Origin of the sequence: Aquabacterium sp., from assembly GCF_049274795.1 — a bacterium.
Classification (GTDB): domain Bacteria; phylum Pseudomonadota; class Gammaproteobacteria; order Burkholderiales; family Burkholderiaceae_C; genus Aquabacterium.
Genome location: NZ_JBASTH010000073.1, coordinates 1 through 12,112 on the forward strand (window position 1 = coordinate 1; position 12,112 = coordinate 12,112).

At 67.7% G+C, this 12,112-nt stretch carries 9 protein-coding genes and 1 riboswitch; all 9 genes read left to right on the plus strand.

What is annotated here, in order from left to right; all coding sequences use genetic code 11:
• Positions 1-251: 251 nt before the first annotated feature.
• Positions 252-2,120: a M24 family metallopeptidase gene (locus tag WAQ08_RS10970; RefSeq protein WP_422191772.1), complete on the plus strand. Its 1,869-nt coding sequence runs from the start codon at positions 252-254 to the stop codon at positions 2,118-2,120.
• A gap of 139 nt (positions 2,121-2,259) precedes the next feature.
• Positions 2,260-2,391, plus strand: a riboswitch (guanidine-I (ykkC/yxkD leader).
• Between the two features lie 204 nt (positions 2,392-2,595).
• Positions 2,596-3,546, plus strand: coding sequence for an ABC transporter substrate-binding protein (locus tag WAQ08_RS10975; protein ID WP_422191616.1), 951 nt, complete (start codon positions 2,596-2,598; stop codon positions 3,544-3,546).
• A 77-nt stretch (positions 3,547-3,623) separates the two neighbouring features.
• Entirely contained in the window at positions 3,624-4,508 is an 885-nt protein-coding gene (locus tag WAQ08_RS10980) for an ABC transporter permease (protein WP_422191617.1), read from the plus strand.
• Positions 4,509-4,528: 20 nt separating this feature from the next.
• Positions 4,529-5,386, plus strand: a complete 858-nt coding sequence (locus WAQ08_RS10985; RefSeq protein WP_422191618.1) for an ABC transporter ATP-binding protein — start codon at positions 4,529-4,531, stop codon at positions 5,384-5,386.
• 132 nt (positions 5,387-5,518) lie between these two features.
• Positions 5,519-6,223 carry an urea amidolyase associated protein UAAP1 gene (locus tag WAQ08_RS10990; RefSeq protein ID WP_422191773.1) on the plus strand — a complete coding sequence of 235 codons (705 nt, stop codon included), beginning with the start codon at positions 5,519-5,521 and terminating at the stop codon, positions 6,221-6,223.
• 15 nt (positions 6,224-6,238) lie between these two features.
• Complete coding sequence (locus tag WAQ08_RS10995; protein WP_422191619.1) at positions 6,239-6,928, plus strand: urea amidolyase associated protein UAAP2; 690 nt, start codon at positions 6,239-6,241, stop codon at positions 6,926-6,928.
• Positions 6,929-7,036: 108 nt separating this feature from the next.
• Entirely contained in the window at positions 7,037-10,798 is a 3,762-nt protein-coding gene (gene uca, locus WAQ08_RS11000) for an urea carboxylase (RefSeq protein ID WP_422191620.1), read from the plus strand.
• Positions 10,799-10,988: 190 nt separating this feature from the next.
• Positions 10,989-11,834: a PaaX family transcriptional regulator C-terminal domain-containing protein gene (locus WAQ08_RS11005; RefSeq protein WP_422191621.1), complete on the plus strand. Its 846-nt coding sequence runs from the start codon at positions 10,989-10,991 to the stop codon at positions 11,832-11,834.
• A gap of 39 nt (positions 11,835-11,873) precedes the next feature.
• The gene (locus WAQ08_RS11010; RefSeq protein WP_422191622.1) at positions 11,874-12,095 is read left to right on the plus strand and encodes a hypothetical protein; all 222 of its coding nucleotides are present in this window, start codon (positions 11,874-11,876) and stop codon (positions 12,093-12,095) included.
• Positions 12,096-12,112: the final 17 nt, after the last annotated feature.

Genomic DNA, 12,112 nt, shown 5'->3' on the forward strand with positions numbered 1-12,112 from the left:
CCGCGAGCGCGCCTGCGCCTGCGGCCGGCGAGGCGGCATCTGCGGCCAAGGGCGGCACATCCAACGCGGCCTGATTTCGAACAGACACCCGCCGCAACCGCCGGAAACACCCGAGACGCACGGGCGGCCCGTTCCGTGGCAGGATTGGCCATGGCCTGTCATGCATTGGATGCCCTTCCGATGAGCGACAGCGCTCCGATCCGCCCGCCGACTGTCTGCGCCCGTTTGCCATCGTGACCACGACCGCCCCCATCCCTTCCGCCCTGGCCGCCCCGGCTGACATCCCCTCCCGCCTGAGCGCCGTGCGCGGTGCGCTGGCCGCCCGCCAAGTGCAGGCGGTGCTGGTGCCCAGCAGCGATCCGCACCTGTCCGAGTATCTGCCCGAGCGCTGGCAGGGGCGCGCCTGGCTGAGCGGCTTCACCGGTTCGTCCGGCACCCTGCTGGTGGCCCAGGGCAAGGCCGCGCTGTTCACCGACAGCCGCTACTGGGAGCAGGCCGAGTCTGAGCTGGCTGGCACCGGTGTGGACCTGGTCAAGCTCGATGGACCGGCCACGCCGGCTTATGTGGCCTGGCTCCAGGATCTGGCCTTGGGCGTCCTGGCCGACGGCCCACTCGCCCTGGCCGTGGACGGCCACGTGATGGGCCTGGCCCAGACACAGGCCCTGCACGATGCACTGAAGGCCGAAGGCTGGCAACTGCGTACCGACCTGGATGTGCTGGATGCCGTGTGGCCCGGGCGCCCCGGCCTGCCGGATGCCGCTGTGTTCGAGCACCAGCCCCCGCACGCCGCCACCAGCCGCGCCGACAAGTTGGCCCTGCTGCGCAAGGCCCTGGCCGACAAGGGCGCCACGCACCACTGGATCGCCACGCTGGACGACCTGGCCTGGGCGCTGAACCTGCGCGGCGCCGATGTGGACTACAACCCCGTCTTCCTCGGCCATCTGCTGCTGGGTCTGGACAGCGCCACGCTGTTCGTGGCCGACGGCAAGGTCAATGCCGAGCTGCGTGATCGCCTGACCCAGGATGGTGTGCAGATACAGACCTACGGCCTGGCGCTGGATGCGCTGGCCGCCCTGCCCGCTGGCAGTGTGCTGCTGCTCGACCCCAAGCGCGTGACCTGGGGCCTGCGCGAAGCCGTGCCCGAGGGTGTGCGCGTGATCGAATCGATCAACCCCAGCACCCTGGCCAAATCCCGCAAGACGCCGGACGAGGCCCGCTTCATCCGCCAGGCCATGGAGCGTGATGGCGCCGCCATGTGCGCCTTCTACGCCTGGTTCGACCAGGCACTGGGCCGCGAGCACATCAGCGAGCTGACCATCGACGAGCGCCTGACGGCCGAGCGCGAGAAGCAGCCCGAGTTCATTTCGCTGAGCTTCCCGACGATCGCCGGCTTCAACGCCAACGGCGCCCTGCCCCACTACCGCGCCACGCCCGAGGCCTACGCCGTGCTCAGCACCCCCGAAGGCCTGACGGCCGAAGGCCTGCTGCTGATCGACTCCGGCGCGCAGTACCTGGGCGGCACCACCGACATCACCCGCGTGTGGGCCATCGGCACGCCCAGCGCGCAGCAAAAGCGCGATTACACCCTGGTGCTCAAGGGCGCGCTGGGGCTGTCGCGCACGCGCTTCCCGCGCGGCACGCTGGCACCGATGCTAGACGCCATCGCCCGCGCGCCGCTGTGGGCCGAGGGGCTGGACTTCGGCCACGGCACGGGTCACGGCGTGGGCTACTTCCTGAACGTGCACGAAGGGCCGCAGTCCATCTCCAAGGCGGTGCCCGATGCCAACATGGCGATGCAGGCCGGCATGATCACGTCGATCGAACCGGGGCTTTACCGCCCGGGCCAATGGGGCATCCGCATCGAGAACCTGGTGCTGAACGTGCCCGTTCCGCCTGCGGTGCCCGATGCCGAGCCCGGCACGCCCGAGCACGGCCACTACCTGGCGTTCGAGACGCTGAGTCTGTGCCCCATCGACACGCGCTGCGTGGACCTGGCCCTGATGCGCGTCGACGAGATCCAGTGGCTCAATGATTACCACGCCGAGGTGCTGCGCCGCCTGAGCCCCTTGGTCAGCGGTGACACGTTGGCCTGGCTGCAGGAGCGCACCAAGCCGATCTGACACCAAGGCCCCCGGCGCACCCTGGTGGCGCACGGCCTGTGCGCGGCCGCACCACAACATCGCAAAACAGGCTCCAAACACCTGGCACCGACCTTGCATACATCTTGCCCCGAGAGGAACGATGTCGCAGTCGTTTCTTCGAAATGGTGGCTAGGGTTCCGGCTTCCATCACCAAGCAGTACCGGTGATGAAGTGTCTGGTCCGAGAGCTGCCGGCCCGGGTCGGCCATTCACCGACGCAGGCTCCACGGCGGGACAAAAGCCCGGGAGGTTCGCTTCGACAGAAGTGTCCTCTCGCGCGTCCACCCCAGCCCAGGAGCCCTTACATGCGTCGTGTCGATTTCCACCCCGTGCCGAGCACGTCTCACGCCACCATCTCGGCCCAGCACAAAGCAGCAGCACAAGCACTGCCACCACTTGCAAGGCCCTCGGTGTCCTCTTCATTGAAGACACTGAAAGGCAAAGTGCTCGGCGCCATGGCCGCGGTCGCCGCCGCCATGGCGCTTGCAGCACCGCTGCCAGCATCGGCCGAAGTGAAGGTCGGCGTCTCCGACTGGCCCGGCTGGGTTGCCTGGTACGTCGCTGAGCAAAAGGGCTTCTTCAAGAAGCACGGCGCCGACGTCAAGCTCGTCTGGTTCGCCAACTACACCGATTCCATCGCCGCCCTGTCATCCGGCCAGCTCGATGCCAACTCGCAGACCTGGTCCGACACCATGGGCCCACTCGCCAAGGGCCTGCCGCTCAAGACCATCCTGGTCAACGACAACTCCGCCGGCAACGACGCCGTGGTGGCCTCGCCCAAGATCAAGTCGATCAAGGACCTGAAGGGCAAGAGCGTCGCGCTCGAAGAGTTCAGCGTGTCGCACTTCGTGCTGGCCACGGCGCTGGCCAAGAACGGCATGAAACCCGCCGACGTGAAGATCGTGAACCTGTCGGCCGGTGATGCCGCCGCCGCCTTCATGGCCGGCCGCGTGGACGCCGCCGTGGTCTGGAACCCCTGGATCCACACCATCGAGCAAAGTGGCAAGGGCAAGGCCCTGTTCACCTCCAAGGACATGCCCGGCCTGATCCCCGACCTGCTGGTGGCACAGGACAAGGCCATCAAGGCCAAGCGCAAAGAACTGGTCGGCATGATCAAGGCCTGGTTCGACACGGTGAAGTTCATCGCCGACAAGCCTGATGAAGCAGCTCAGATCATGAGCAAGGTCGTGAGTCTCAAGCCCGATGAGTACAAGGTGTTCCTGCCAGGAACCAAGTTCTTCGACGCAGCCGCCAACAAGACGGCGCTGGACGGCAAGGGCCCGCAATCCCTCGTGGGCGTGGCACCGACCATCTCCAGCTTCCTGCTGGAGCACAAGCTGATCGACGGCAAGCCCGATGCGGCCAAGGGTGTGGACGCATCGCTGCTGGCCGAGGCGCTGAAGTAAGGCCTTTGCCGCCTGGGCTTGGCGCCCAGGCGCGCCCGCTGTCGCATCCCATGCTGCTCTGAGACAGGAGCCTGACCATGTCCAAATCACCTCCCTCCATCGCACTGCCGCTGGCGGCCAATGCCAACAGCATCGCCGTGCCCGAGTACCCGGCCGATCCAGCGCCTGCGGTGGCGCCCACCCCACTGTTTGCGCTGCGCCAGGGCATCCCCGCCAGCGTGTACTGGAGCCTGGCGGCTGTGGGCCTGCTTGCCCCCATCGTGCTGTGGATCCTGGCGGTGGCCAGCGGCCGGGTCGAGCCCGTGTTCCTACCCGGCCCGGCCAAGGTGATCGAGCGCGTGCAGGTGTGGTGGGCCGACGGCCTGCTGGGCGACATCGGCATCAGCACGATGCGCGTGGTGGTCGGCTGGGCGCTGGCCTCGCTGATCGCGCTGCCGCTGGGCCTCCTGATCGGCTCATGGCGTGTGGTGCAGGCGCTGCTGGAGCCGATGATGGACTTCATCCGCTACATGCCGGCCGTGGCCTTCGTGCCGCTGGTCATGGTGTGGGTGGGCATCGACGAGGGAGCCAAGGTGGCCATCATCTTCATCGGCACCTTCTTCCCGATGGTGCTGATGGTGGCCGAGGACACGCGTCGCGTGCCCATGGCGCAGATCGAGGCCGCGCAGACCATGGGCGCCACGCGCTGGGAGATCGTCGAGAAGGTGATCCTGCCCTCGGCCAAGCCTGCACTGCTGGACACCCTGCGCGTGAACATGGGCTGCGCCTGGACCTACCTGGTCGTGGCGGAGCTGGTGGCCGCCAACTCGGGGCTGGGCTACGCCATCCTGAAGGCACAGCGCTTTCTGCAGACCGACAAGATCTTCGCGGGCATCTTGATCATCGGCCTGATCGGGCTGGTGATCGACCAGCTCTTCCGCCTGGCGCACCGCAAGGCCTTCCCCTACATGCACACGCGCTGAGCCGCATTGAGGAGCCCGCCATGACCCAAGCCCTCGGCATCCACTGCGACCACGTCTGGAAGTACTACCCAGGCGCCACCGCGCCCGCGCTGCGCGACGTATCGCTCAACATCGGCCCCAACGAGTTCGTGACCTTCGTCGGCGCATCGGGCTGCGGCAAATCCACCCTGCTGCGCACCATCGCCGGGCTGGAAAGCTACAGCCAGGGCAGCGTGAGCGTGGCCGGCAACCCCATCACCGCACCGGGGCCTGACCGCGCGATGGTGTTCCAGCACTACAGCCTCTACCCCTGGCTCACGGTGCTGGACAACATCAAGTTTTGCCGCCAACTCAAGACACACACGCAAGACCGCACCAGCGCAGATGTAGAAGATGCCGCAGGCCGCGCCGATGCACTGCTGCGCCTGATGGGCCTGACGCATGTGGCCAAGTCCTACCCGGCGGCGCTGTCCGGCGGCATGCAGCAGCGCGTGGCGATTGCACGTGCGCTGATGAGCCGTCCGCCCATCCTGCTGATGGACGAGCCCTTCGGCGCCCTCGACGCGCAGACCCGCGAGGTGATGCACGACCTGATCAAGCATGTGCACAAGCTGGAGCGCACCACCATCGTCTTCGTCACGCACGACGTGGACGAGGCCATCTACCTGGGCGACCGCGTCGTGCTGATGGCGCCGCGCCCCGGCCGCATCGACAGCATCGTCAACGTACCGCTGCCGCCCGAGCGCCACCGCGACATGAAGCTCTCGCCCGAGTTCCTGCAGCTCAAGCGCCAGTTGCTGGACCGCATCCGTGACACCTCCGGCATGAAGACCGACCTGGACCTGCTCGACAAGCTCAACCGCTCGGTGGAAGGCGTGGCCACGGGCGCCATCGAGTGAGCCCTGCGGCATCAAGAAAGAACCACGATGGAACACTTCACAGAAATCCCCGACAACCCGCCCGTCACCAGCCCTGTGGATACGCCCACGCTCTGGAAACGCTTCGCCCCCGAGCTGCCAGAAAACCGCGTGATGTGGTCCGAAATCGTGCCCGGAGGCGGCCACTGGTCCTACGTGATGCCGCGCGGCAGCCGCCTGCGCATGGTCGCCCTGGAAGCCGGCGCCAACCTGAGCATGGTGCTCTACCACGCCCGCGAAAAGCTCGAGCGCTACAACATGCCCGATTCGCTCAAGGCGCAGCACACGGCCCACCTCACGCGCGGCCACACCCTGATGAGCGACATGGGCCGCTCCCTCGCCAGCATCACCGAGGACACCATCGGCTGGCACGACCCGCTCGGCGCGCTGCTCGATGCCGAGCGCATGCACGCCAAGTACACCGGCGATGCGAAGACCTTTCACACCCACCGCAACGCCATGCACCGCAGCGGAAAAGACGGCCTGCTGATCGAGATCGGCAAGTACGGACTGGCGCGGCGCGACCTGATCGCGCCGGTGAACTTCTTCAGCAAGGTGTCGGTAGATGCCGAGGGCCGCTTCCAGTTCGCGCCCGGGCACACGCCAGTTGGCGGCATGGTCGAGCTGCGCTTCGACATGGACACGCTGATCGCTTTCTCCACCTCGCCGCATCCGCTGGACCCGTCGCCCATCTATGCGCCGAAAAAGATCGGCCTGGCCGCCTGGACATCCGGCCCCGCGCCCAAGGACGATTTCAACCGCGCCTTCCGCCCCGAATGCGCCCGCGCCATCCACAACGCCGACATGCAGTACCTCTGACCACAAGGACCCGCCATGAATGCCATGACCGATCCAGGCCTGCAACCAAGCGCCAGCGCCATCCGCATCCAGGAAAGCCCCTTGGACGCCAGCAAGGCCGTGCTCGACCACTTCCTGCCCTCCGGCGAGCCCTACCTGCTGCGCATCGACAAGGGCCAGACCCTGCGCATCGTCGATCTCGAAGGCAACCAGGCCGTCGACGTGATCTTCTACAACGCCAACGACCCGGCCGAGCACTACAGCGCCACCGACACCATGCTGGCGCAGGGCGGCATCTACCTGACCACTGGCTCGGTGCTGACCAGCAGCGAAGGCCGCCCGATGCTGACCATCGTGGCTGATACCTGCGGCCGACACGACACCCTGGGCGGCGCCTGCGCGGCCGAGAGCAACACCGTGCGCTACGCCCTGCAGAAGAAGTTCATGCACAGCTGCCGTGACAACTACCTGATTGCCCTGCAGCACGCCGACATCGGCCTGGGCAAGCGCGACCTGGTGCCCAACGTCAACTTCTTCATGAACGTGCCTGTGACCGAAGACGGGCAGCTGACGTTTGCCGATGGCGTCTCGGGCCCTGGCAAGTACGTGGAGCTGCGCGCCGAGATGGACATCCTGATGCTGGTGTCCAACTGCCCTCAGCTCAACAACCCCTGCAACGCCTACAACCCGACGCCCGCGCGCTTCCTGCTGTGGGATCCTGCCTGAGCCCTCCGCGCACCTGACCGGCTGCCCGCGCAGCCCCGGCGGGACGACCCGCCGTGACGCCTCACCACCGGCAGGACGACCTGCCATGCCGACGAAGGCGCCCGCCCCATGAGCTCCCCCGCCCGTTTCGACACCGTCCTGATCGCCAATCGTGGCGCCATCGCCTGCCGCATCATCCGCACGCTGCGCAAGATGGGGCTCAAGGCCGTGGCCGTCTACTCCGAGGCCGACGCCGACGCGCGCCACGTGGCCCTGGCCGACGCCAGCGTGTGCATCGGCCCCGCGCCCGCCGCGCAGAGCTATCTCGATGTCGACCGCATCCTGGCCGCTGCACGCGAGACCGGCGCCGGCGCCATCCACCCCGGCTACGGCTTCCTCTCGGAGAACCCCGCCTTCGCCCAGGCCTGCGAAGACGCGGGCATCGCCTTCATCGGCCCCACGCCCGATCAGATGCGGGCCTTCGGCCTGAAGCACACCGCACGCGCGCTGGCCGAACAGCACCAGGTGCCGCTGCTCCCCGGCAGCGGCCTGCTGAAGGACGCGGCCCACGCGCGAGAAGAAGCCCTGCGCATCGGCTACCCCGTGATGCTCAAGAGCACGGCCGGCGGCGGCGGCATCGGCATGCGCCTGGTGCGCAACGAGGCCGAGCTGGATGCGGCCTATGAAGCGGTGGAACGCCTGGCCCGATCCAACTTCAAGGATGCCGGCCTGTTCCTGGAGAAGTTCGTCGAGCGCGCCCGCCACATCGAGGTGCAGCTCTTCGGCGATGGCCAAGGCACCGTCGTCGCTCTGGGTGAGCGCGACTGCTCGGCCCAGCGCCGCAACCAGAAGGTGATCGAGGAAACGCCCGCGCCGCACCTGTCAGCCGACACGCGCACCGCCCTGCTGGACACGGCCAAGCGGCTGGGCCAGGCTGTGAACTACCGCTCCGCCGGCACCGTGGAATACGTGCTGGACGCCGACACCGGCGCCTTCTACTTCCTGGAGGTCAACACGCGCCTGCAGGTGGAGCACGGCGTGACCGAGCAGGTGACCGGCGTGGACCTGGTCGAGTGGATGGTGCGACTGGCACGCGGTGACCAATGGTCCTTGTATGCCCCCGCGCCCAAGGGCGCCTCCATCCAGGTGCGCCTGTACGCCGAAGACCCGGCCCGCAACTTCCAGCCCAGCGCGGGCGTACTCACCGAAGTAGCCTTCCCCGAAGGCGTGCGCGTGGACGGCTGGGTGGACACCGGCAGCGACGTGCCGCCCTACTACGACCCGATGATCGCCAAGCTGATCGTCACGGCCGACACGCGCGCGCAGGCGGTGCGCAAGCTGCGCGAGGCGCTGGACGCCACACGCCTGGCCGGCATCGAAACCAACCTGCGCTACCTGCGCGCCGTGAGCGGCTCGGAGGTGTTCGCACAAGGCCGCATCGTCACCAGCACGCTGGGCGGCTTCGCCTGGCACCCGCGTGCGCTGGAGGTACTGGACGGCGGCGTGCAGACCACGGTGCAGGACTGGCCCGGCCGCACCGGCCACTGGGACGTGGGCGTGCCGCCCTCCGGCCCCATGGACGATCTGCACCTGCGCCTGGCCAACACCCTGGTCGGCAACCCGCAAGGCGCCGCCGGCCTGGAATGCACAGTGGCCGGCCCCACCCTGAAGCTGCACAGCGAACTGGTGATCGCCCTGTGCGGCGCGCCCATGGCCATCACGCTCGATGGCAAGCCGCTGCCCTTCGCGCAGGCCTTCAACCGCCCGCTGCGCCTGCCTGCGGGCAGCACGCTCAAGCTCGGCCCCGTGCCGCTGAGCGAAGGCGGCGCGCGCACCTACCTGGCCGTACAGGGCGGCCTGGACGTGCCCACCTACCTGGGCAGCCGCAGCACCTTCACACTGGGGCAGTTCGGTGGTCATGCAGGCCGCACGCTGCGCACGGGTGACATGCTGCATGCCTTCGTGGCCACGGAAGGCGCGCCTGCGGGCTTCGCGGCGCGCAACGGCTCTGAGGCAAACGACTCCGGTGCGGCATCAAACACCCAACCGGCCAGCGCAACAAGCACCACGCCCACCACCAGCCCCTTCGCCCGTCACTGGACCATCGGCGTCCTCTACGGCCCGCACGGCGCCCCCGATTTCTTCACCCCCGAAGACATCGCCACCTTTTTCGGGACCGATTACCAGGTGCACTACAACAGCAGCCGCACCGGCGTGCGCCTGATCGGCCCCAAGCCGCAATGGGCCCGCACCGACGGCGGCGAGGCCGGCCTGCACCCCTCGAACATCCACGACAACGCCTACGCCATCGGCGCCATCGACTTCACCGGCGACATGCCCGTGATCCTGGGCCCGGACGGCCCCAGCCTGGGCGGCTTCGTGTGCCCGGCCGTGGTGGTGGCCGCCGAGCGCTGGAAGCTTGGGCAGCTCAAGGCGGGTGACACGCTGCGCTTCATCGCGTTGACGCATGCGCAGGCTGAGGCCTTGCAACGTGCGCAAGATGCTTTGGTGGCCTCCGCGCAAGGCGTAGGTTCAAATCTTGCCCCCGCAAGCAATTTGTCGCAATTGCCTTCTGGCATCCCTGCCGAAGACGTCACCACCACCCTCTCCGCCATCCTCGACCAGCGCCCGGCCAACGACACCACCGACCGGCCCGCCCGCTGCATCCGCCAGGCCGGCGATCGCTACCTGCTGATCGAATACGGCCCCCTGGTGCTGGACCTCACGCTGCGCTTCCACGTGCACGCGCTGATGACAGCGCTGAACGAGCGACGTCAGCAAGGCCAGTTCGATGGCATCGTCGACATGACCCCGGGCATCCGCTCCCTGCAGATCCACTTCGATCCGGCACGCCTGCCCCGCGCACAACTGCTCAAGGCCATCGACCAGGCCGAAGCCTCGATGCCCAGCCTGGACGACCTCACCGTGCCCACCCGCACCGTGTGGCTGCCCTTGTCGTGGGACGACAGCGCCACGCGCCTGGCCATCGAGAAGTACATGCAGTCGGTGCGCGCCGACGCGCCCTGGTGCCCCAGCAACATCGAGTTCATCCGCCGCATCAACGGCCTGGACGGCATCGAGGATGTCAAGCGCATCCTCTTCGACGCCAGCTACTTGGTGATGGGCCTGGGCGACGTCTACCTGGGCGCGCCCGTGGCCACCCCGCTGGACCCTCGCCACCGCCTGGTCACCACCAAGTACAACCCCGCCCGCACCTGGACGCCCGAGAACGCCGTGGGCATCGGCGGCGCCTACCTGTGCGTCTACGGCATGGAAGGCCCCGGCGGCTACCAGTTCGTCGGCCGCACCGTGCAGATGTGGAACCGCTGGCGCGACGAGCGCCACGGCGCCACCGACTTCGAAGCCGGCAAGCCCTGGCTGCTGCGCTTCTTCGACCAGATTCGCTTCTACCCCGTCGGCGAAGAAGAACTGCTGCAGATGCGCCGCGACTTCCCCGCCGGGCGCCTCAAGCTGCGCATCGAGCCAGGCACATTCAGCCTGCGCGAATACCGAGCGTTCCTGCAACGTGAAGCAGCAGGGATCGAATCGTTCAAGCAAGGCCAGCAGGCCGCCTTCGACGCCGAACGTGATCGCTGGAAAGCCTCCGGCCAGGACGGCAGCCTGAGCGAGCTGGAGGTGGCCCCGCCGCCCAACGACACTGCCCTGCCCGAAGGCGCCACCGCCATCGGCAGCCCCGTGCCCGGCAGCGTCTGGAAGGTGCTGGTGGCCGAGGGCGACACGGTCGACGAAGGCCAGACCCTGGCTGTGGTCGAGTCCATGAAGATGGAGTTCCCCGTCACGGCGCCCACCAAGGGCACCGTGCTGAGCGTGCGCTGCAAGGAAGGCAGCGGTGTCACCGCCGGGCAGGATGTGGTCGTACTGGCAGCCTGATTACGCGCCATCCAGGCATCAAAGACGGCCTGCGTGTGATCCGCACAAGTCAGGGCCCTTCGCACGGATGAGACAGTCGCTCGGAACGCCCTCCATTAAGGGCATACTTTCGGACATGATCGAAGGTGGCCGTTGACGCAAAATGACGCCGCGTCAACCCGCCCTCGCGCCTTACGGCCTCCGACTGCTCATGGATCCGAACCCCAAACACCTCATCCTGAACCTGCTGATGGCCGCCGACGGCCCGCTGTCCTCACGGGAAGCCGTTGGGGCATGCGCCCTGTTCGGCATCCGAGAAAACAGCGTACGGGTGGCCCTGGTACGCCTGGCCGCTGCCGGCCTGGTGGAAGCCGCTGGGCGCGGCAGCTACCGCCTGGGCCCGCAGGCTGCTCCCCTGGCCAGCGACGTGTCGCGCTGGCGCACGCTCGAAGACCGCACCTGTGAATGGGATGGCCGCTGGCTGATGGTGAGCACGGGTGCCCTGGGCCGCAGTGATCGACCCGCCCTGCGCGCGCGCGAGCGCTCGCTGACCATGGCGGGCTTCCGTGAGCTGGAGCCCACGCTCTACCTGCGCCCCGACAACCTGGGGGGCCATGCCCCGGCGGCGCGTGAGCGCCTCTACAAGCTGGGCCTGGACCCCACGGCGCCAGTATTCTCTGCCCATGATCTGGACCCGGCTCGCGAAAAGGCCGCTCGCCAGCTCTGGGACGGCAAGGCCCTCACGGCCAGCTACCAGGCCACCCGCCAGAAGCTCCAGGCCTGGATGGCCCATGCCGACCAGCTCGACACCGAAGTGGCCGCCCGCGAGTGCTACCTGCTGGGCAACGAGGCCATCCGCCAACTGGTGTTCGACCCCCTGCTGCCCGAGCCACTGGTCAACGTGGCCGAACGCCGCGCCTTCCATGAGGCCGTGCAAGCCTATGACCGCGCCGGCCACGTGATCTGGCAGAAGCTGCTGGCCCATCTCTCCAATGGGGGACGCGTCAACGCCAGTCTTGGTGAAGAAGCCACGCCGCCGGCCAAACGCGCGCACTGATCCCGCTGCGGCAAAAGAACACCCGCAGCCGCCCACCGCGTGATCTACAGCGCCAAGGCTCGAATCATCGACACCAGCAGCAAGACCGTGGTTGCCGAGAGCTTCTGCTCGCGGGTGCCTGATGCCAACGGCAAGGAGCCCACTTACGATGAACTGGTCGGCAACAGCGCCGCAGGGCTGAAGAAGGAGCTTGCCAGCCACGCAAGCAACTGCAGTGAAGAGATCAAGACCAAGATGCTGACCATCGCGTCCACTTCCTGAGTACCGTCACCTGGCAA